Raw genomic sequence first — 18,899 nt, forward strand, 5'->3', positions numbered from 1 at the left:
TGTGTAGGCGAGCTCGTAATTTTTTAAACCTAATGGAGCGCAAGTAGGTCGACTGCAGGAGCCAGTAACTCAGGTAGTCGGAGGTGACGTTAATGATCGGTGTTGTAATACCTGCCCACAATGAAGAGCACCACATCACTGCGTGCCTAACATCTGTTCTGTTCGCCGCTGAGCATCCTGCATTGACGGGCCAGCCAGTCTCCGTAGTCGTCGTTTTAGATGATTGCTCTGATCAGACCGAACAGATCGTTTCAGCACACAGTGTAGGACGGATCACGGTTTCTTTTCAGAACGTGGGTAAGGCGAGAGCAACCGGTGCAGAGCATCTCTTGGCCGCAGGCGCGAAGTGGCTTGCCTTCACCGATGCAGACACTGTCGTGCCCTACGATTGGTTGGCACGGCAGGTTGAGTTCAAGGCTGATGCAGTTTGTGGGACAGTCGAGGTGGATAGCTGGAGTAACCATGGGGATCTGGTTCGCTCAAAGTACATGGAGTGTTACCAGTTCATCGAGAATCACCGGCACATTCACGGCGCCAATCTTGGCCTGAGTGCCGAGGCCTACCGGAACGCTGGTGGGTTCCAGCATCTCACTGCGCATGAAGACGTCCATTTGGTTGCTGATCTGAAGAGGGTGGGTGCTCATATCGTTTGGACAGCAACGAATCCGGTCATCACCAGCGCCCGCAAGGATTACAAATGTCGTGGAGGATTTGGGGAGTATCTGGCGAGTCTGGGTGCGTCATTGGGATTGCCTGCGCTCGATCCACAGGCAAGCGCCGGCCTGTCTCTTTAAAAAGCGCTGTGGGCAGGAGGTAGCCAGTTGGAGTACATCGATTACCTACAATGGCCAGCCATGGTGGTGACGGTAGCCTCAGCCTGGTTCATCGGTTCGCAACGAGCGTATAGGCGCATGATCGCCTTTTGGGGATTTATCACCAGTAATGCGCTTTGGGTGATTTGGGGGCTTCACGCTGATGCCTACGCTCTGATCCTCCTTGAGTGCATCCTTTTGGGGATGAATGCGCGTGGCTTCAAGAAGAATTTCGATGGTCAACGTCAGTCCTGAGAATGCTCGTTTTCTTTACCCTTCGAATTTTTCTTGAGCCCTCGAAGGTTCATCAGGAAAAGACAAACCTGTAATACGATCAATGCATACGCGCCTGCGTAGAATCCCCAAATCACCCACAACACGTTGCTCACACTGAAGCATATAAACCCGATCATCCGCCGTCCTGGCCGCTGCGATCCGATTAGCCATGCGGCGAGGACGGTAACAACCATCGCTGGCCATTGAATCCAATCCAGATAATCCAAATTATCCCCCCGGTACAGTTTGCGAAGTGAATCGCAAGGTCGATGCCACCCTAGTCATTCAGGCTTCTGATGGTTGGATGAGGTTTTCGATTTGCCGAGAATGTAGCAAGGATGAAGCTGACCATTTGGGTGAGTTGTGACGACCACAGATATCAATGACCAGCCTTCGCGAAGCTTTAGGTTTGCATCGTGGGCTGATAGCGATTCCATGACTTGAACTGTCTCGGATATGTGCATTTCGTCTATCTCAAATCCTAGGGGTCAAACATTAGGCGTCGCACAAGAGGAAGGGTTCCTTTATTGGTGCCTCGCCCAGTTGGATCATTCGCGCTAGCGCCGGGTCTACATTGAGAAATTGCTTGAAGGGTGATCAAGTGAGCAAAATCATCAGCGCACATGACTTACAAATTGACCTTCAAAGTGCGAACGAACCCGGTTTGTTCAAATGGCTGATCGCCAGTTTCCTGATGGGCAAAAGAATCCAGGGGCCGATTGCCGCCAAGGCGTACCAGGTGATCGTCGTGAAACACCATCGGGATACGCCGCACAAATTGGCGAATTGCACTCACCGCCAGTTGGTCATGATGCTTGGTGAGGCTCACTACGTCCGTTACGACGAGACCACCGCGTCGCGGTTATTGGCATTGGCTAACAAGATGAATGCTGAATATCACGGCAAGGTCAGCAACATCGTCGCGGCAAGCGCAGATCGTAACGCCTTCGAAAAGCGGCTATCGGAATTTGAAGGGATTGGGCCGAAAACCATTGAGATTTTTATGAGGGAAGCAGCTGCATTACTCTTCAGACCCTCCTGCTAACTCTCACCTACAATGACTCCCGGTTGCGTGCAGCATGGAGAAATCATGACAAACCACAGGCTAACCACGCTGGGCTTGCAGTTGAACGTTTCGATCTGCGGTCAAGGCTCGCCGCTGCTTTTGCTCAATGGTCTGGGTGGCTTGATTCGTACCTTCGATCCGCTGCGCGATGAACTGGACGACTTCATGACCATCACGCTGGACGTGCCTGGGGTCGGCAAGTCGCAAATGCCCCGTTGGCCCATTCGCCTGCCACGCCATGCCGACGTGATTGCAGAGATGCTCCAGCAATTGGGAATCGACCAGGTCGATGTGTTCGGGGTGAGTTGGGGAGGTGCATTGGCTCAAGAATTCGCTCTTCGTTACCCGAGCATGGTACGCAGGCTGATCCTCGCGGCAACCTCTCCCGGCCCAGTGCTGTTGATGAAGCCTGCCGACGTTATGGATTTTTTCCGTACGAGTAAAAACGCCAAAATGCGCGATCAAGATAGCTCCCGCAATTCAATTCACACGCTGCTGCGGTTCGGTGTGATGAAAGGCATGCTCTCTGTTAATCCGCGAACCTACTATTTCCAGCTCGCAGCCTTGATCGGATGGACAAGCCTGCTTCGGTTGTCCCAGCTGCCTCAACGCACGCTGGTTCTAACCGGCGACCGCGATCCGTTAATACAGGCATACAACGCCCATATCCTGCGCCGCACAATTCGACGTTCAGAACTTCGCATTCTGAAGGGCGAGGGGCACTTCTTTGTGGTGACCAGCGCTAGACGAACTGCCGTCTTGATCCGCGAATTTCTTTGCCGCCATTACGACGATGAAGAGAAGGCACCAAGGATCGCAAACCGAAACGCTAAGGCTAGCCTGGAGCGCACCTAGGTCAGCTAATCCGCTCGTTGGCGTCCTTGTGGAGGAGGGCCGCACACGCAGTCGAGGGCAGTATTAGTTTCTTCGCCAATCCTTTCAAACTCTCCAGATCGACAATGGTCAACCTTCTAGCTGTTGTTGATTAATCATGTCGAGGTGATCCATGGATAACTACCACATCACAAAAAAAGAAAACACCTGGGAGCTTGTCAAAGAGGGCGCACAACGTGCTTCCAAAACGGCCTCTACGAAAGCGGAAATCACTGAAATAGCCAGCGAATTTCTGCAAGGCAAAACAGCCTCTCTGAAAATCCACAAAGAGGATGGGACGATTCAAGAGGAACGTACCTTTCCTCGTGCCGCCGACCCTAGGAAAACAAAAGGCTGAGTCGAATCCAAAATAATGGGCGGCTGCGAAGAAGACTTTCGATCCTTATCAAGGAAGTCAGTTTTATCAGGAGTTCGCTTTCCGCTCCCGCCTGCGCATGTCTAACCACAGGAAATCTTCAATGGTAATTGCATGTCTAGGATGGGGATCCCTGATTTGGAAACCTGGAACATTATCGCTTACCAGCAAATGGTTTTCGGATGGGCCCAGTTTGCCCATCGAATTTGCGCGAGTCGGTGATGGTGGAGAGCTCGCGACGGCGATCTGCGCGAATGCGCATCCATGCCCCGTTCTCTGGGCAGTGTTGAATGTAAAAAACCTTGAAGAGGCATGCGAGGCCTTACGTGTCCGAGAGCAAATACCGGAGGACAGGGAGGATGGAATCGGTGTATTTACCACCAGCAGCTCCCCCGTGGGAGTAATCGCCGAATGGGCACTCCTTCACCAATTGGACGCAGTCATCTGGACTGCACTGCCGCCCAGATTCGAAGGCATTGAAGGTTTGATCCCAACAGTTGATGACGCTGTTTCATATCTAGCTGGATTGAGTGCAGATGCGCAGGAGCACGCGCGGGACTACGTCAGGCAGGTGCCCGCTCAAATCGATACGTCGTATCGAAGAGAGATCAGTTCAAGGCTTGGGTGGCATCAATGAGTGCGCAGAGCCAAGCTCAAATTGGCGCCATCTTTGATCAGCTGCTGTCTCTGCGAGAGAGCGTTAACCGTCTCCAGCAGATGGAGGATGAAAGGGTAGGTACGCTTCGTGGCCACCAGACCGTGGATGTGGACGGCGCTTTCCTATTGGTTTTCCAGAAGCTTCAGGACAACATCGCCAACATGGAGGAGGCTTTGGCCACCATTGCGGAAGCGACAGGCGATGCACCAAAGTTCTAGCGGATCGTCATTGAAGCAAAATTACATGCCATAACGATCTTCCCTGACCAACCTAGCTTCATAAACCTATTGCGAGCTTAGCCAAATCTCCATTTTCTGCGGCCTACCTAACCCTGGAATGTTGGGTCTCCCAGATTAAGGATCGCGAGCAATCTCTATCTTTGTTCCAAGGGTGGCAACCACTCAGCTAGCTATAAATCCCGTAAGCGCGTGGCAGTGGTCGCCATGGCCATCTCGTTGAACGTACACGGACGCAGTGCCAGAGCTGCCCCATCTATCACCCTAGACGGAACCTGTGACTGGTTTTTCCGGCAGTGCTGACTCGCGAAAAGTCCAAAGGCTAGCCAGTCAGCTTGATGATTCAGTGCAGATGCTCATTGCCAGTCGGATCTTCGATTTGAAAGCCCTTTCCATTGCGCCAAGCATCAGCACCTGGATCTATAGGTGGGATAGGGATGGCGGCACGGGCGTTCTTTTTCCGAGAGCTATCGACGCCAAATCTTTTGTCCCGGTCGGTTACCAGTTGCTGGTTGATCTGGCCATCAGCTGTGAATCCCATCATCAGTTGCGGTACGCCTAGCGGTAACTCTTTGTTGAGGTCGGTGTGCCACGTATGCCAAGTCTTGCCATAGGTATGGATGAGCTTTTCCATAAGCGCATGTTCTGCAACGTCCGGAATGCCAGGAGCAATCAGTTGGCCCGACTTCACTTCATGAACATGGCTGTGCCAAAGCGCTTTTTCAGCGTTCGGCAATTTAGCAAATAGCTGCTCATCGATGATGTATTCCACCCCCATGAGCTTCGCATCCTTGCGATTTCCATCATAGATCACGCACTGGATCACCTGCTCATTGAGAATGGAGCAATAGTGATGAGCCTCCATTTGAGCCTCGGGATGGCCACTGTAAAAATGGAAACCATCCAGGTAGGCATTGAGTTCATCGATGGGCGGGCGCGATTGAAGTAGAGCGGCACCGGTATCCAGTGCGCGCGTAGTGGCTGTCTTTTCCTCACCCGGTGCAACGACATAGGACGGCGTAGTGTTAACGGCGCACGCAGTCAGCAAGCCGAGGCCGGTCAGAATCAAGGATGGTCTGAGGGCGGTGAAAAATTTTCGCTGGTTATTACCTCTAATCATTGCGCAGATCTTCCGTCCCTTTAGCTTCCAGGCGTCGATAACAAACGACCATTGCCTTGGTTACCGATGCCCATGTACCTAGATAGAAAGCGCTTAAGGGCTGGCGTTCAAATCAATTGTCACTGCGGCCTCTTTTGGCGTGAGCCTCGCCCTGCCTGATCCTAAAGAGAAGGGGTTGGTGTAGGTCTAGCTTCGACACCATGAGTCCTCAAGGGAAGCAATATGGAGAGATCGACTACCGCACGTCGTGTAAGGGGAAACCCTCAATGCGTACGGGCATCCATTGTTCATATCACTGTGGAGATTTGATCATGAACGACGACCCGAAGGTGGAGGCCTTTTCCACTTGGCATGAGTTGCTTGTGAATCCGGAAGCCCGAATGGGTGCGCAGGATCAATACGACGAATTACTGCGCTTAGCTGACAATTTTCGAGAGAAGGGAATCATCGGTACGGAAGAGAGGAAAATTTTAATACAGGTGGCCACGTTGGCTTATACGCGCTCTGTGGAAGATCTGAGTCGTGGAAATTTGTCGCCGGCTTCGAGACAACCTTCGAAACGAATTTAGATTTATAAGTTTTATCCTCATCTCAAATCGCTATGAGCGTAAGGATTAATGTAGAGGGATTTCACATGCTTTCACACTTAGAACTAAGACACATTATTGAGACAGCATTCCTGCCTGCCAAATGCATTTGCTCCATATTCGCGGACAATCGCATGACTGTTCAGTTACTCGACGCCAGTACGGAAAGGGAACAGCTTACGGTCGTCGGTTTAGATTCGACCAAGCTGGTCAACAGCCATGCAATCGCAACCTTGGTGGCCGAGTTGAAAGAAGAGGCCAGAATCAGGCGCACGGCCCACTGCAAAACGTACACGCGAGTCTAATTCAGGTTGTAAAGTAGCAGCGGTGTGTCGCGCAGGATTCAACTCGCAGCGCTGATCTGCGCGTTCACGGCATCCTATGATTCCGCAGTTATGCACTGGCGCGATGGTGTACCGCCCTTGGAGGCTACTGAATGACGTTCAAGGCTCGCATTTACGGCGCTTTCTTTGCTCAAAATATCCAGCGGTTGGACTCCACTGAAGAGTCCGTGATGGCGGATGTAGATCCGTTTGCCCATCGCTTCGATCAACGGTTTCGTTGTCCCCAGTACCAATGGAATTCACGTATCAGAAAATATTTCTCCTCTCATCTAGGGTCTGAAAGTGAGATGGCTCCCACGTGAAAATGGAGTTAGCATTCACGTATTCGGCTTCAACAGCCTGTTTCAGATCAGGGTCGCAATGTGGAAACGCTAAATCGCCTTCAAAGCGGAATCGAAGGACTGGATGCTCTGCTCAAGGGAGGTCTGGTCTCAGGCTCTTCCTATATTATTCAGGGTCGTCCGGGGTCTGGTAAAACCATCTTGGCCAATCAATTGGGGTTCCATCATGCCCGAAATGGTGGCCGAGTTTTGGTCGCTACATTGCTTGCCGAGTCCCATGATCGCCTTTTCCAATTTCTTTCGACATTGAGCTTTTTCGATGCGTCCATGGTGGGGGCTGAAATCCAGTTTGTCAGCGCCTTTGACACCCTGGAGAATGAGGGGCTCGATGAAGTTGTAAAGTTGCTGCGACGCGAGATCAGCCGCCAGAAAGCTACTGTGATGGTGGTGGATGGATTGCTCAATGCGCGCTCCAAAGCCGACTCCCCCATCGACACCAAGAAATTTATCTCCGAGCTTCAAGGCCATGCCGCTTTCGCCGGCTGTACTGTGTTGTTCCTGACCAGTTCCCGGCTAGATGACGGCAGCCCTGAGCACACAATGGTCGACGGCGTCATTGAAATGGGCGAAGAGCTGTATGGCACTCGCTCCGTGCGCCGCATCCAACTTCGCAAGACTCGCGGTAGCGGGGCCCTGACCGGGCTTCATGAGTGTGAGATCAACGACCACGGCTTGGTGGTCTATCCACGCTTGGAGACCCTTTACAGTCGCCCTTCGTCAAATGACAGCGCCGATATGACGCGCATCGCCAGTGGTGTTGCCTCATTGGACATCATTCTCGGCGGCGGATTGTACAGTTCCAGCGTTACGCTACTCATGGGGCCCTCCGGAATCGGTAAAACAACCTTGGGCCTTAAGTTTCTAAGCGAGTCGACCGTTGATGCCCCTGGACTTCATTTTGGCTTCTATGAAAGCCCAGAGCGTTTGCGCCTAAAGGGTCAATCGCTTGGGATCGACATCAAAGGAATGGAACGAAGCGGTGCGCTGAGTATTGCTTGGCAACCCACCACCGAAGGCCTGCTGGATGGCTTGGGCGCACGGCTGTTAAGTTTGGTTGAGGAAAAAGGCATCAAGCGTTTGTTCATCGATAGCCTAAGCGGGATGACGCGGGTTTCGACGAACCCTGCGCGAATCACCGACTTCTACAGTGCTTTGATGAACGAGTTGCGATCCAGGGGGGTAACTGTGTTGGCTTCATGGGAGATGCGAGATTTATTCGGCTCCGAGGTCAGCGCTCCGAACTCCGATCTGTCCAGCATCGTTGACAACCTCATACTCATGCGCTTCTTCGAGAATTACTCTGAACTAAGCAGAACAATTTCAATTCTTAAAGTACGAGATAGCTCTTATGACCCCTCGCGATTCGAGGTCGTCATCCGTGACCAAGACGTTGACCTGAAAAAGGCTTCAAGAAATGAACCGCCAGTTTCTAATCACTCAGCGCTGCCTGGTTCTACGTCCTAAGTCTTGGATTCGGGTTGAATTGACATGACCACCATCTTGGTCGTCGACGACGAGTATTTGATCGCAGATATTCTTGGCTATGCGCTGGAGGACGAGGGCTTCATGGTCGTGAAAGCCAGCAATGGGCAGAAAGGGCTTGAGGTACTGGAGCGCGAGCGACCATCACTGATCATTACGGACTTCATGATGCCCGTCATGGATGGTCTCGAGTTCGCCACAGCCGTGCGTGCCTTACCTTCCGTAAGTCACTTGCCGATTATCTTGATGAGCGGCGCACAAGCACATATCGGCATGCAGAGGTCTGACTTGTTCAATGCCGTACTGGCCAAGCCATTCAAGATTGATTTGATGATCGCTGAAGTCAGGAGCCTTTTGGCCCCTGCTTAATTATCAACTCTTAACGGTGTTGATAATCCGGGTTTTGACCAAAGCTATCGATAGACAGCAAAGCAAATAATATAGATTTCTCGTCGGGCATAATTCTGAGCGTTGGTCATCAGCCAACGGGCAATACGACGCGGAAAAGCGTTCCTTTCTCCAACGTCGATTCGACCTCGATGGTTCCTCCATGGCCTTCTACAATCTGAGCCGCGATGAACAGCCCCAAGCCGAGCCCTGAAGATACTCCTTTATCATTATTGGAATGTCGGGAATAGCGACCCTCCGGATCGAAAAGAGTGGATAGCACACTGGAGGGAATCGGTTCACCATAATTTTGCACGCTAAAAAACGTACTGGTGCTTTCAACGCCCAATGAGACATTGATAGGCTGCTGAGAATCGCCATGGCGCACGGCGTTACCAATGAGATTTGAGAAGGCTTGAGCAATGCGCTGGGGGTCGTAATGGCCCTTTAGTGGGCCTGGCTTGTTGAAAAGGATTTTCGCGTTGGGATGGGCAATTGAGAGTTCATCGACGACAGATTTACAAATGGACGCGAGATCAGCGTTTTCCGGTCGTACCGGGATGCCGGTGCCAAGGTTGCAGCGTGCTAGGTCGAGCAGGTCGTTCACCATCTGGTTGGCGTTTTGGGCACTGAGGGAAATCTGGGAAATTAATCTTTTCCCATGGCTACCCAATTCTTCACTCTGCCTCAGCAGATCGGCGCCCAGAGTCACAGCGCCTAATGGAGTGCGCAGGTCGTGGCCCAATACACCTAGAACTGTCTTTCGCGTTTTCTCTGCCGCTATACCATAAGCGGTGACTGCCTCTACAAGCGCTTGATCTACAGCCTCGTTGAATTGAATCATGTCCTCAACTTGATGGTCTTCACCCGCGTACCCTTGAGCCAGCCAAAGTCTAAGTACACTCGAACGGAGGGCGCGATATTCGGAGACCATCTGATCAAGCGTGAAACCCGCCATAAGGCGAGTCTGCGCGTGAACTTGGGCTGCGGTGACATCTTCTGGAGTGGCCTCCAGCTTTTGGGGTTCGACACCCTGTGGCAGCGGAGAATGCGTCCTCCGCATATCACTCGCTACATTCCTCAAAATGTACTCTGCATGATCCCTCAATCCACGCGAGTCCATCGGCGGCATCGGTGTATCTACGGATCTGGCAAATTGCTCCCAGGCTTGCAGAATAAGCTCAAGATTTTTGAGGATAAAATCTGAAAGTCGCATAGTCATCCTATGAGCAGCTTTTGTAATCCAAGGTAGCAGCTCGATAATATTGGCACACTGAATCAGATCAGCGGGTCTTCTTAGACGCGACTACGCCGATTAGGGGAGCAGCTCTTTCCTAGCTTGTAAGCTGGACGGCACTAACCAGCTCTCCTCGTCATTCCATTTAGGAAGAATACCCAGCGGGAATGCAGGGGGAAATAATGGCAAAAAGCCGTAACGGCTTTGCTACGTTGTTTATAACGAATGACTTGCCATTTGAGTGTACAGGGTTGAGCGTCTCGTAATGGTTTCTCAGGTAATACCAATCCCGCCAGGAATTTTTTTGTTCAGCTTTTGCTGCGCCGGCAGCGCTCCGAGCAGTAACGAACCTCTTCCCAGCAGCGTGCCCATTTCTTTCTCCACGTAAAGGGAAGGCCGCAGGTAAGGCAGATTTTCACGGGAAGTTCACTCTTTTTCACAGCAGCCCCAAGCTGATCTGCCCCGCTGGGTTAGCCGATACGTTGCCTGGCCGAGAAGTAACCGGCGGTACGTAATTGAAGGCTGTATACCCATGTGTGCCGTCATAGACATGGAATCAAACGCCGTAGCGTTTGTTTCCTCCAGAAGTGATGCAGTACCTACCCCCCCTCGGCCCAATACAGACGTTTCCAGAAGAGCAAGGGCAAGATGATCCATAACTTGAAGCCGGCCTAGGGATCTGCTGAGGAGTCGGTCGCGCTGTACGGACTGGTTCCGGCTTGGAAGTTGCGTAGCAGCTCGCTCCGTCACAAAGGCTTTTGGACGATAGCCATTTGGCTGGCTGGCCGTCCATGCTGATGCGAACCCAGTCATTTTTCTTTTCGAATACTTGTACCCTGTCGCCGCGCTTCAGGGTCGAGATAACCTTCCCTCCCGGCTGGTTCCGCAGGTTCAGCTTCTCCGCGTTTACGAACTGATCGACTGGAGGGATTTGTGCTGGCGGGGCCGCTGGTAATGGAGCAGAAGCTAACGTGTTCGGCGTGGTCTGTTGGCTAAGCGGTGCTGTAGCCGGGGGCGTATCTTTATTCCCCATGGCCCAGAGGGCTGCGAACAGAATGAGGAGCGGGATAAACCATGACTGAGATTTTTTACGCATATCCGTTGCCCTCGTTCAGCTCGCCCCAGGGCGTCTGTTTTCCATAGTGCGGTAGTGTCTCTACTGCGAGCTTAGCCAAACCTTCAATTTGTGCAGCCTGCCAACCTTGAAGAGCTTGGGCTTTGCCGCGTCCAGTATCTCGAGTAGTCGTAGTTTCTCTGATGTGGATGGGAACCACTCATTAATCACAACATTGCAGTGCTCGAATTCGCTCAGTGTCCACTTCGCGATCATGTCGGCGGTGGCTCGATAGTGATCCGCCATGTAAAGCTGCCGGCCTTCTACAGACCAGCCAAGCCTCGCCATATGCTCAGTGACGTCAACGATGCCTTCGTCGCTGAAAAAACTGGTGGTGTCAGGATAGTGGATGCCCGCCAGCGACACCTTGGCAACCCCAGCCTCTCGATCAAAGTACGACAGGAAATGCCACCCACCTGTAGTGCTTCTAGCGTGCGGAAAGTTGATCGCAGCCTTGCCAGTGATGTAGTGCGTGCGGGAAACGCGTTTGAGATCAAAATCAAAGAGCGGCGGAGTCATGGGAGCTTTTTGAGGCGGGCCAAGCCCTGTTTTATGTGGCCCGCGTTCTCGCCGATTGTGTAAAGCGCGCCACGAACGTTGTCACCGACATCCGCATGTCCCTGGGCTTCGATCTGGAGGGTCAGCTCCATGAGTGCAGCTTCGAGAGCGAGCTGATTTTGGTACATTCTTTCCAGAACGTCTGATAACGAATATTCGCTTGCCATTTTCCCTCTCCTCTCCTTGGAATCATCTGAGCATATCCGTTGTGGCACGACCTAGGGTATCAAGCGCATCTCGCGTAGTTTGTCGAACACATCGAAAAATGCTTGATCGCTCGCTTGGTAGGCAGTGAAGCCCATGGCACGGCTTTTCGACATATCCGTTACTACTTCGATCGGTCGACCGAGGTCTGCATCGGTATGCCATGGGGATATCAGGCGACCAATATCGGGTTCTTTCAAGCCGTTCTCCGCGACTATTTGCGTCCATACGGCTTGATCGTCAGCCATCTGCTTCTCAAGAGGGGAGAGTGAAGCGGGATAATCGGCGGCAGGCAAGTCGAAGTAGTCGGCAATTCGGCTCCACATCCATTTCCAACGAAATACATCGCCATTAGTGACGTTGAATGCTTGATTGGCCGCAGCCGGTGTGGTGGCCGCCCACAGTTGTTGTTTCGCCAACTGCCGGGCGTCCGTCATATCGGTGAGGCTGTCCCACTGCACCCTTGATCCGGGAAACACAAAAGGGCGATTGGTCTGTTTGCAAATCGAGGCATAGACGGCGAGGGTAGTTGCCATGTTCATAGCATTACCTACAGCAACCCCGGTGACGGTATGCGGGCGATGAACGCTCCATGTGAAGCCGTCCTTTTCAGCAGCAACGAAGAGTTCGTCTTCTTGGGCGTAATAGAAATTTTCGACGTCCAAACGACCCAGCTCTTCGCGGAACGGTGTCTGCGGAAGGCTGCCTTTACCATAGGCTTCGAAAGGGCCGAGGTAGTGTTTCAGGCCAGTAACCAGTGCTACGTGCTCAACACTCTTGGCTGGTCGAACGGCGGCAAGCACATTGCGAACCATGGCTGCATTAACACGAATGTTCTCGGCCTCCGTGGCTTGCCGTGACCACGTGGTAATGAAGACATGAGTAGGTTTCAGATCCGCAAGCGCATGTTCCAGCGAAGCTGGATCTTGGAGGTCTGCCGCGACGGGGATCACGCCTTGCGATTGCGACGGTTGCCTCGATAGCGCGGCAACCTGCCACTTGTTTTCGATGAGTAACTGAGTGATGGCGCTGCCGACGATGCCGCTGGCGCCTACAACCAAAGCTGTCTGGGTCATACGTTTCTCCTGGATTTAGATTTGGGAGTCCACCTAAGTAACAGAGGTTCAACCTAAACCGGATCCGTATTGGGGGGCCGTCGTAAGAGGATGTCGAACACACCTACCGAACTCCAGTATTTGGAGCGATGGTGTCTCCCGTTTTTAAGCGGACTCTAATGGAGCCCACCTCGCCATCAATATCTCGCCCAAGCAGGGCTTTTGTGGCTACAGTCTTGAGTGTCGCTCACTGCAAGGAATACAAATGAACGCGTTGCCTTCAACCTCTGTGCCAAAGCACGTAAGCATGCTGGGTTATGGCGGTCTGTTGCCGTTTATTTTTCTGGCGCTGCTGATCCCGTTCTCTCTCGACTATCGGCCATTGTTTGAAATTGCGCTTGTTAACTATGGCGCAGTCATCCTGAGCTTCGTCGGAGCCTTGCACTGGGGCTTCGCCATGAGCGTGCAAGACATAAGCGCCGAGCAGCGCACCGACCGGTTTATCTGGAGTGTCATTCCTGCGCTTATTGCTTGGATTGCCACGTTATTGCCAATGCCATTGGGTTGCTTGCTGTTGGTCATCGGCTTTGTTGTCCACCTCCGGCAGGACAGGCAGCTGTTGCGGGTTATGAGCTTGCCCGCCTGGTACCTGCCGATGCGATTACGGCTTACCTTCGTGGCGAGCGTCTGCTTGCTGCTTGCCGCGCTCGTTGAGGCGCTTCATTCGTGAAGTCTCGTGTGCCCGACTCATTTCCATCCAAGCACCGCGTCTGAATTAAGACGAGGCTGTTGGGCCTCTTGGCTCGTGGAAAGGTGAGATGGGGTCAGTAGCAAGCGGAGCGCGCAGGCGGGAGGATGGAAGCCCACAGGGCCAAGACTCGGCAACGGCGAGGCTTGGTTCACGACAGCCGTCCTCGCAGAGGCCCGCTCGACATTGGCTCCCTAGAGCGCCTTCAGGAGACGCTCAAGCGTCTGATGTTCCCATGTGCTGAGCAACGCAATGGGATCTGTTCCAAATCTACCCCCCGCGTCAAACGACCATTGCCGTCCATCCGGACTGACGCATTCTTCGCAGTAGTCGAGCGTGTCACAGTCGTTGTAGATCGATATCCGCCAACCCTCGACGCTCACCACGAAATGGCCCGCATAAATCTCATCCCAAGACGTTTTGCCTACCCTGGTCATCGACCGTCGCTCGAAGATGACCTCTCGCAATAATTGGCATACCTCTCTCGCTGAGATCTCCGCCGTAGTGTTTCCGCTAACGCTACCTACCTGGGATGACCGAGCTGCCGTTCTGGCCTCTTTCAGCCTTTGCTCAGCGTACATAGCCGGATCATCAACTGGCAGCGGATAGCCTGCAGCTGAGAGAGCTTCGGCGCGCTCTTCAATGAGCAAACGCTCGGGATCGCGAACTGCTTGGTAGGCTCTGCCTAACACGCGCTGAGTTACGTCAATTAGCGGCTCCCCAGGACTCACTTTCCAGCCAGCGTCGTCTGGGTATTTGGTTAGCTTGTAGGCACAGCAGTTAGGCACGTGGTTGGTGATCTCATACTCGCGCCACTCGGTCATTGCCTGGCCATCGATTGTCAGCGGGTTGCGCTCGATCAGCCACGCTACGGCATTGATAAGTTGCCCATGCGAAAACACTACGATGTCATGAGCAGGATGCTCTGCAAGTCGATCCAAGAAAGACTGAGCCCGAGATATAAAGTCCAGGAAAGACTCGGCACCTTCACCATCCGTGAATTCGGGGTCTGCTTTGGCCCAATATGCTTCCACCCAATCTCGCCTCTGAGCAACGGTCGTGTTGGTACACCGTGCGGGCTCAAGGTAGGTTAACTCTTGGATAGGCCATATTTCAAACGGCACTGAAGGGAAAGCAGCCACTGTCTGCATCGCAGTTGCTTGAGCTCTGGAAAATGGAGACGCAACAATCAGATCTGGGGCCTGGGCGAATGACCCTGCCACTAGGCTCGCTTGTCCCACGCCCTTTGGCGTAAGAGGGATGGTCGCGTGATCCAGGCTTGCTTCGCCGGCGTTAGCCGCACTTTCCCCGTGTCGGATTAACCTGACATGCTTCATCGAATTCTCTCACGGCCTGGTACGCATAGCGTTCTATCCATTGCTGATCTTCAGGACTGAAATAGAGCCAAGGATTATTGCTGCAACGATATCAGAACGCTCTGATCAGTAATGCTGCACGGGTAAATCAGGATGGGGTGATGCGCAAAGCCGCTGCGGATCTTACTCCGCTTTAGTGAGGAAATTATTCTTTGTGCCAGTACCTTTGCACGGTGGAAGCAGGTAAACCGAGCTTCACGACTGTCTCACGCTGAGTCATGCCCGCAACCTTGCACTCTCGTACAGCAGCCAATTTTTCCTGGGAAACCTGAGCTCCCGAGGGTCTGCGCACCAGCTCGCCATTTTCTATTTGGCTTTCGAAATCGGCCAAAAATCGTGGCGAAGAAAACTCGCGTACTTCCGTTTTTACTTCGGCCAGTAACTCATAAGGCGATATTTTTTCGCGAAGACTTGTTGCGAGCACCAGCAACGAGATGGTTCGGAGGTCAAGGATCTTTGCTACGGACTCTAGCGTTTCAAGCGATACGCTGACTTTACCGTTTTCAAGGTTGTTCACGTGAGTGGGGTCGATGCCAGTCGAAAAATCCTCTGCTTTCAGATCACGTGCACGTCTGAGGACGCGTAGGACAGCGGCAAGTGAATCCCTAGCAAGCATTGGAATCTCCAAATGCGAGGATAAGGCCACATTGCTAAAACCCATTCCATCTAATATATTCAGCTTCGGGCATGGCTGGTTGATATCACCTGCGTATCGCCTACCAGCAGGGAAACGCCAGAGCTCCTCGCAGCAGGGGCTTACGCGCGCACCTCCCTGCTACCGGAACATGGTTACATTTGGGGAAGCTGTAGATTTCAACTGCTCCAGAACTCTATTACGTGAATAAAAGGTAAATGTTGTAATGAAGTTTGATTGCGTAAAAGTTTCCGGAACGCTCGACTATGTCCGATCTGTGATGCCCATGAATGGTGGGTATAAAGCCAAGATCAGTATTGATGGATTCATCATTCCTAATTTAACATTGACCAATAAAATTTACGAAGAATTAGAAGTTGGCCAAAGTGTGACACTTTATGGGATGTTCAAGAATAGTAGTAAAAAAGAAAAAAATATTGGTGTGATTTATGGTGTTCAAAAAGAAAGTGGCGAGAAAATATTCGCTACTTCCTTTAGACTCATGGTGCCAATGATTTTGGCGGGCGCCGCCGCTCTCGCATTCTGCATGGTATTTCTCATCGGCTGGTTTCCTTCTTTATTCGCATTGATCTTCTTATTCGGACAAGATCAAAGCTATATGTATAACGCTACAGTGGTTACGATAGTTGAAGCAGGGTTGGTTGCGCTGTTTTTCCTTTGGCGTGCCTGGGTAATTTTCAGTGCCACCTCGAGGCCGGAATCGTGGGAAATTATCGCCCCTTCCACGCTGTCGAGTCGCTTCAGCAAGTTTCATAAGGAGTAATGTTCGCGGCTGGCGGTTAAAGCGAAATGTTTGGCCCACAAGTTCGCTAGGAACTGAACTCAGGCAAATCCAGGCGCGCTACGCATTATGCAAGCGGAGCGCGCAGGCGTGCTGGATGAAAGCCCGGAGGGCCGAGACGTGGCTTGCCACGGCTCGGTTCACGCCAGCCACCCGCCGAAGGCGGCACGCCATAACCACCGCCGAGCTTTGTGAAAAGGAGGCTGAAATGACCTGCGATTTACTCCGCGAGCGTGAGAGAACTAGGCGAAAGGTTCTGTGGGCGCTTGCAAGCCGCCGTCCTGGTGATCCCAATGCATCCGACCTCCTTGCCATCCTCGATGATCTCGATGACCAAGAGCGAAACGACACCCCCTGTAGCGATAAGCCACTCGAACTCATTGAAGTTCGTAATTCTGTCTCGGTGAGGCGTCATCACTCCGGTATGGATATCATTTTGGAGCGCGATATCCCGCAGCCCTGGAGAGAGCGTTTCCACCAAGCAAGCGTCGGGTCAACCAGGTTGGTCGATGGGCCATACGCCTCAGGCTGGGATAAATTCCTGGCGAGTTGGGAAGCAGAGATGCGACACCTGGAGCAGCATCGGGCCGCAAGAAATAAATCTAAAAAAGACTGAGCGGGTGAGGGCATGGGACAAGACGATGACACGGTGTACTGCGATATCCAGATGCCGCTAGCCCAGGGCCGAGAGCTTTTGGAGTTGGTAAATACACTGCGAAACTCGAAAGCTCATCCGCGTCTCGACAAAGTCTTCGAGCACATGCAGGACGAGCTCAGTACGTCCATCGATATCGTGGACAACCCGCCAACGTGGGGGCCTTGGTGCGAGTAAGGCTCCGCATGGCGGTAAGATTTCCGTTTCTCATCAATCCCTGCTCGGTACTCCCGGCACATCCATGTTGATCTTGCGCCAAAAAGCTTCTGAGAAACTGTAAACCGAGAAAGAAATCAGCCCTAAAGCCATGACCATCAAAAGCAACCATCCAGCAGGTAGATTTTGGAGAGCATCCAGTGATTCCTTCATACCAGGTGGATCCATGGCTTGATAAGTGGAACCACTGATTGCGAGCAGCAACGCAATCTCTATAAAAACAACCCCTCGGGCTATTAGGCCGAACCGCGACACCGGACGGACATACCGCATGACGTCTTCGTCAGCTTCAAAATATTTCTCGAACGACGCCTTCCATCCCTTGATGATGTGAGCAACACCCACACCAAGGGGAACGAGAGCGATCAGGTACACCAACAAATTCGAGTGATCCCAGGATAGGAAATTCGCTAGCCAGTCTTTGGTTTGCCCTCCGGAATCGCCCGAGCTTTTAATACCGCTAATGAGTAGGCCCAACGCAAAAAACGCTAGAGCGCCGTTGACCATACCTCCCGCGAACAGGCCTGCGCGAATTACCAAACCTTTGAATTTTTTGCCATGATGATCGACATCACGCGTTGCCTGAAGCACGCGCCACGCCGCAAACGCGAGCAGACCCGCCACCACAAGCCCAACCAAAAAATAGCCGAATGGTTGGCTCAGCAATGCTTCCAGGCTCTTGTGACTGTCCTTCGGTTTTGTCGAGTCTTGTGCTGCGAGCAACGCGAAAATACCGATGATCAAATACAGCAATCCTCGAGAGGCGTAGCCTCCACGAGCGAGTATTACTAGGCTGTGTTGCGCGGACATTCGATGTATTCCCGAGATCTGATACAAGAGCAGACCCCTCTCGCTGGGCAGGGTTCTATATCAAGCCGGTGACTGCGGCGAATTCGTTACCCAAGACGGCTGCCGACATAAAACATGAGTGCGATACGTCCATCGATTTCATGGAGAACCCACTAACGTGGAGGTTTATAGGTACCTAGGCTGTAGAGTTAGGTTTAGTCACCAAACATCTCGTTGAGCTCTGTATCAGCACGCCCCAAGGATTTTATCGTGATGTTGCCGGCGTCATTTTCACCGACGTGCCAAAGCGCAAATTTCGGAAGGTTGAGCCAAGTCGGTGGCTTCGCCGCAACCGGATACGCCGAGCGAGTTTCGTAGGTAGCTACACCGTCGATTATCGAGACCAGGGCTATACCATGTGCCGTAGCGTACTTTATCGCTCCAGATTGAAACCCTGTTGTGGTGAACAGCATTCCTTTATGAGCGCCCACAGATCTCACCTTGTCGTGCAGTACCTGAACCAGCTCCCGCTCGACTGCGTTACGGTATTTTTTGCACTCAATCAGCACGATGAATTCGGCACCTGCGACGGCCTGGAATTTAGCCAGCACGTCGATCTGGTAGGTTGAGTCGTAGGCCTCGACTTTTGCGTCGTGCGTAACCTCCAGCGATGTCAGTTCACCTCCCTGTTTGAGGATCCAGTCCCTGACTAACCGCTCGAATTCGGTGGCTGTGATTTCAAGATCCGGGTTCGCCATCGGTGGGAACATTTGCTGTCCTTAAACTAAGAGATTGCCCGTCCAGCTTTGGGCGGGTGGGCGGTTATCCTGCACAAACTACTGCGGCGAAGCGCAACTAATCTCTGGAGGCAGCTCATAACACGAATAAAGAGGACTGGCTCTAAATCTGCAGAGCCAGGCCAATCCCCCATTACGCGACGGCGTGATCCATCG

The 18,899-nt window shown here is 52.5% G+C and carries 25 protein-coding genes and 1 pseudogene; 14 read left to right on the forward strand and 12 right to left on the reverse strand.

The window, feature by feature from the left end:
- Nucleotides 1-92: 92 nt before the first annotated feature.
- The gene (locus BM403_RS15400) at nt 93-794 is read left to right on the forward strand and encodes a glycosyltransferase family 2 protein (protein WP_093543581.1); all 702 of its coding nucleotides are present in this window, start codon (nt 93-95) and stop codon (nt 792-794) included.
- Between the two features lie 60 nt (nt 795-854).
- Nucleotides 855-1,067, forward strand: coding sequence for a hypothetical protein (locus BM403_RS15405; protein WP_371914025.1), 213 nt, complete (start codon nt 855-857; stop codon nt 1,065-1,067).
- Here BM403_RS15405 and BM403_RS15410 read toward each other — a convergent pair.
- Nucleotides 1,058-1,315, reverse strand: coding sequence for a YgjV family protein (locus tag BM403_RS15410; protein WP_093543587.1), 258 nt, complete (start codon nt 1,313-1,315; stop codon nt 1,058-1,060). The genes BM403_RS15405 and BM403_RS15410 overlap by 10 nt on opposite strands.
- A 374-nt stretch (nt 1,316-1,689) precedes the next feature.
- Here BM403_RS15410 and BM403_RS15415 point away from each other — a divergent pair, with 374 nt between their 5' ends.
- The 4 genes from BM403_RS15415 to BM403_RS15435 all read left to right on the forward strand — a co-directional run bounded on the left by BM403_RS15415 (nt 1,690) and on the right by BM403_RS15435 (nt 4,279).
- The gene (locus BM403_RS15415) at nt 1,690-2,133 is read left to right on the forward strand and encodes a DNA methylase (protein ID WP_093543797.1); all 444 of its coding nucleotides are present in this window, start codon (nt 1,690-1,692) and stop codon (nt 2,131-2,133) included.
- Between the two features lie 45 nt (nt 2,134-2,178).
- Nucleotides 2,179-3,009, forward strand: a complete 831-nt coding sequence (locus BM403_RS15420; protein WP_093543590.1) for an alpha/beta fold hydrolase — start codon at nt 2,179-2,181, stop codon at nt 3,007-3,009.
- 151 nt (nt 3,010-3,160) lie between these two features.
- Entirely contained in the window at nt 3,161-3,385 is a 225-nt protein-coding gene (locus BM403_RS15425; RefSeq protein ID WP_093543593.1) for a DUF2188 domain-containing protein, read from the forward strand.
- A gap of 651 nt (nt 3,386-4,036) precedes the next feature.
- Nucleotides 4,037-4,279, forward strand: a complete 243-nt coding sequence (locus BM403_RS15435; protein WP_093543598.1) for a hypothetical protein — start codon at nt 4,037-4,039, stop codon at nt 4,277-4,279.
- Between the two features lie 361 nt (nt 4,280-4,640).
- Here BM403_RS15435 and BM403_RS15440 read toward each other — a convergent pair whose 3' ends face one another.
- The gene (locus BM403_RS15440) at nt 4,641-5,417 is read right to left on the reverse strand and encodes an OBAP family protein (RefSeq protein WP_093543601.1); all 777 of its coding nucleotides are present in this window, start codon (nt 5,415-5,417) and stop codon (nt 4,641-4,643) included.
- Nucleotides 5,418-5,728: 311 nt separating this feature from the next.
- Here BM403_RS15440 and BM403_RS15445 point away from each other — a divergent pair, with 311 nt between their 5' ends.
- The 4 genes from BM403_RS15445 (at nt 5,729) to BM403_RS15460 (ending at nt 8,540) form a co-directional block, all read left to right on the forward strand.
- Entirely contained in the window at nt 5,729-5,986 is a 258-nt protein-coding gene (locus BM403_RS15445) for a hypothetical protein (protein ID WP_093543604.1), read from the forward strand.
- Nucleotides 5,987-6,051: 65 nt separating this feature from the next.
- Nucleotides 6,052-6,309 carry a DUF1652 domain-containing protein gene (locus BM403_RS15450; RefSeq protein ID WP_093543606.1) on the forward strand — a complete coding sequence of 86 codons (258 nt, stop codon included), beginning with the start codon at nt 6,052-6,054 and terminating at the stop codon, nt 6,307-6,309.
- A 401-nt stretch (nt 6,310-6,710) separates the two neighbouring features.
- Nucleotides 6,711-8,153 (forward strand): ATPase domain-containing protein, encoded by a 1,443-nt coding sequence (locus BM403_RS15455; protein WP_093543609.1) that lies wholly within the window; start codon nt 6,711-6,713, stop codon nt 8,151-8,153.
- 24 nt (nt 8,154-8,177) lie between these two features.
- Nucleotides 8,178-8,540 carry a response regulator gene (locus BM403_RS15460; protein ID WP_093543612.1) on the forward strand — a complete coding sequence of 121 codons (363 nt, stop codon included), beginning with the start codon at nt 8,178-8,180 and terminating at the stop codon, nt 8,538-8,540.
- Nucleotides 8,541-8,649: 109 nt separating this feature from the next.
- On the opposite strand, the gene BM403_RS15465 is transcribed toward BM403_RS15460, so the two are convergent.
- The 6 genes from BM403_RS15465 to BM403_RS15490 form a co-directional block, all read right to left on the reverse strand.
- Nucleotides 8,650-9,774 carry a sensor histidine kinase gene (locus tag BM403_RS15465; protein WP_093543615.1) on the reverse strand — a complete coding sequence of 375 codons (1,125 nt, stop codon included), beginning with the start codon at nt 9,772-9,774 and terminating at the stop codon, nt 8,650-8,652.
- 329 nt (nt 9,775-10,103) lie between these two features.
- Nucleotides 10,104-10,235, reverse strand: a complete 132-nt coding sequence (locus tag BM403_RS15470) for a DUF2256 domain-containing protein (RefSeq protein WP_093543617.1) — start codon at nt 10,233-10,235, stop codon at nt 10,104-10,106.
- Nucleotides 10,236-10,351: 116 nt separating this feature from the next.
- Nucleotides 10,352-10,891, reverse strand: a complete 540-nt coding sequence (locus tag BM403_RS15475; protein WP_093543619.1) for an SH3 domain-containing protein — start codon at nt 10,889-10,891, stop codon at nt 10,352-10,354.
- Between the two features lie 60 nt (nt 10,892-10,951).
- On the reverse strand, nt 10,952-11,428 hold the full coding sequence (locus BM403_RS15480) for a hypothetical protein (RefSeq protein WP_093543621.1): 477 nt from the start codon (nt 11,426-11,428) through the stop codon (nt 10,952-10,954).
- Nucleotides 11,425-11,634 carry a hypothetical protein gene (locus tag BM403_RS15485; RefSeq protein WP_093543623.1) on the reverse strand — a complete coding sequence of 70 codons (210 nt, stop codon included), beginning with the start codon at nt 11,632-11,634 and terminating at the stop codon, nt 11,425-11,427. The genes BM403_RS15480 and BM403_RS15485 overlap by 4 nt, the downstream gene beginning before the upstream one ends.
- Nucleotides 11,635-11,685: 51 nt before the next feature.
- Nucleotides 11,686-12,747: an SDR family oxidoreductase gene (locus BM403_RS15490; protein WP_093543624.1), complete on the reverse strand. Its 1,062-nt coding sequence runs from the start codon at nt 12,745-12,747 to the stop codon at nt 11,686-11,688.
- Between the two features lie 244 nt (nt 12,748-12,991).
- Between BM403_RS15490 and BM403_RS15495 the strand changes: the two genes are divergently transcribed.
- Nucleotides 12,992-13,456 (forward strand): DUF3429 domain-containing protein, encoded by a 465-nt coding sequence (locus tag BM403_RS15495; RefSeq protein WP_093543626.1) that lies wholly within the window; start codon nt 12,992-12,994, stop codon nt 13,454-13,456.
- Between the two features lie 746 nt (nt 13,457-14,202).
- Here BM403_RS15495 and BM403_RS32190 read toward each other — a convergent pair.
- Both BM403_RS32190 and BM403_RS15505 read right to left on the reverse strand, forming a co-directional pair.
- Nucleotides 14,203-14,811: pseudogene (locus BM403_RS32190) on the reverse strand (histidine phosphatase family protein); the annotation flags it as partial.
- 184 nt (nt 14,812-14,995) lie between these two features.
- A complete protein-coding gene (locus BM403_RS15505; RefSeq protein ID WP_139237976.1) occupies nt 14,996-15,511 on the reverse strand; it encodes a helix-turn-helix domain-containing protein in 516 nt (171 codons plus the stop codon).
- A 199-nt stretch (nt 15,512-15,710) separates the two neighbouring features.
- Between BM403_RS15505 and BM403_RS15510 the strand changes: the two genes are divergently transcribed.
- From BM403_RS15510 to BM403_RS32195, 3 genes are all read left to right on the forward strand, one after another.
- On the forward strand, nt 15,711-16,268 hold the full coding sequence (locus tag BM403_RS15510) for a hypothetical protein (protein ID WP_093543632.1): 558 nt from the start codon (nt 15,711-15,713) through the stop codon (nt 16,266-16,268).
- 226 nt (nt 16,269-16,494) lie between these two features.
- Nucleotides 16,495-16,902 (forward strand): hypothetical protein, encoded by a 408-nt coding sequence (locus tag BM403_RS15515; protein ID WP_093543799.1) that lies wholly within the window; start codon nt 16,495-16,497, stop codon nt 16,900-16,902.
- Between the two features lie 12 nt (nt 16,903-16,914).
- Entirely contained in the window at nt 16,915-17,118 is a 204-nt protein-coding gene (locus BM403_RS32195; RefSeq protein WP_093543634.1) for a hypothetical protein, read from the forward strand.
- Nucleotides 17,119-17,151: 33 nt separating this feature from the next.
- Here the strand turns inward: BM403_RS32195 and BM403_RS15525 are convergent, their stop codons facing one another.
- Both BM403_RS15525 and BM403_RS15530 read right to left on the reverse strand, forming a co-directional pair.
- Entirely contained in the window at nt 17,152-17,967 is an 816-nt protein-coding gene (locus BM403_RS15525; protein ID WP_093543636.1) for a DUF1206 domain-containing protein, read from the reverse strand.
- Between the two features lie 194 nt (nt 17,968-18,161).
- On the reverse strand, nt 18,162-18,716 hold the full coding sequence (locus BM403_RS15530) for a restriction endonuclease (RefSeq protein WP_093543638.1): 555 nt from the start codon (nt 18,714-18,716) through the stop codon (nt 18,162-18,164).
- Nucleotides 18,717-18,899 lie beyond the last annotated feature (183 nt).

It is taken from the genome of Pseudomonas sp. OV546 (assembly GCF_900116845.1).
In the GTDB taxonomy this organism is placed as follows: Bacteria; Pseudomonadota; Gammaproteobacteria; order Pseudomonadales; family Pseudomonadaceae; genus Aquipseudomonas; species Aquipseudomonas petroselini.

Coding starts and splice junctions, on each gene's coding strand:
- BM403_RS15400 (WP_093543581.1), top strand. CDS start 93: ATGATCGGTGTTGTAATACCTGCCCACAATGAAGAGCACCACATCACT.
- BM403_RS15405 (WP_371914025.1), top strand. CDS start 855: ATGGTGGTGACGGTAGCCTCAGCCTGGTTCATCGGTTCGCAACGAGCG.
- BM403_RS15420 (WP_093543590.1), top strand. CDS start 2,179: ATGACAAACCACAGGCTAACCACGCTGGGCTTGCAGTTGAACGTTTCG.
- BM403_RS15425 (WP_093543593.1), top strand. CDS start 3,161: ATGGATAACTACCACATCACAAAAAAAGAAAACACCTGGGAGCTTGTC.
- BM403_RS15435 (WP_093543598.1), top strand. CDS start 4,037: ATGAGTGCGCAGAGCCAAGCTCAAATTGGCGCCATCTTTGATCAGCTG.
- BM403_RS15440 (WP_093543601.1), bottom strand. CDS start 5,417: ATGATTAGAGGTAATAACCAGCGAAAATTTTTCACCGCCCTCAGACCA.
- BM403_RS15445 (WP_093543604.1), top strand. CDS start 5,729: ATGAACGACGACCCGAAGGTGGAGGCCTTTTCCACTTGGCATGAGTTG.
- BM403_RS15450 (WP_093543606.1), top strand. CDS start 6,052: ATGCTTTCACACTTAGAACTAAGACACATTATTGAGACAGCATTCCTG.
- BM403_RS15460 (WP_093543612.1), top strand. CDS start 8,178: ATGACCACCATCTTGGTCGTCGACGACGAGTATTTGATCGCAGATATT.
- BM403_RS15465 (WP_093543615.1), bottom strand. CDS start 9,774: ATGCGACTTTCAGATTTTATCCTCAAAAATCTTGAGCTTATTCTGCAA.
- BM403_RS15475 (WP_093543619.1), bottom strand. CDS start 10,891: ATGCGTAAAAAATCTCAGTCATGGTTTATCCCGCTCCTCATTCTGTTC.
- BM403_RS15480 (WP_093543621.1), bottom strand. CDS start 11,428: ATGACTCCGCCGCTCTTTGATTTTGATCTCAAACGCGTTTCCCGCACG.
- BM403_RS15485 (WP_093543623.1), bottom strand. CDS start 11,634: ATGGCAAGCGAATATTCGTTATCAGACGTTCTGGAAAGAATGTACCAA.
- BM403_RS15490 (WP_093543624.1), bottom strand. CDS start 12,747: ATGACCCAGACAGCTTTGGTTGTAGGCGCCAGCGGCATCGTCGGCAGC.
- BM403_RS15495 (WP_093543626.1), top strand. CDS start 12,992: ATGAACGCGTTGCCTTCAACCTCTGTGCCAAAGCACGTAAGCATGCTG.
- BM403_RS15505 (WP_139237976.1), bottom strand. CDS start 15,511: ATGGGTTTTAGCAATGTGGCCTTATCCTCGCATTTGGAGATTCCAATG.
- BM403_RS15510 (WP_093543632.1), top strand. CDS start 15,711: ATGAAGTTTGATTGCGTAAAAGTTTCCGGAACGCTCGACTATGTCCGA.
- BM403_RS15515 (WP_093543799.1), top strand. CDS start 16,495: ATGACCTGCGATTTACTCCGCGAGCGTGAGAGAACTAGGCGAAAGGTT.
- BM403_RS32195 (WP_093543634.1), top strand. CDS start 16,915: ATGGGACAAGACGATGACACGGTGTACTGCGATATCCAGATGCCGCTA.
- BM403_RS15525 (WP_093543636.1), bottom strand. CDS start 17,967: ATGTCCGCGCAACACAGCCTAGTAATACTCGCTCGTGGAGGCTACGCC.
- BM403_RS15530 (WP_093543638.1), bottom strand. CDS start 18,716: ATGTTCCCACCGATGGCGAACCCGGATCTTGAAATCACAGCCACCGAA.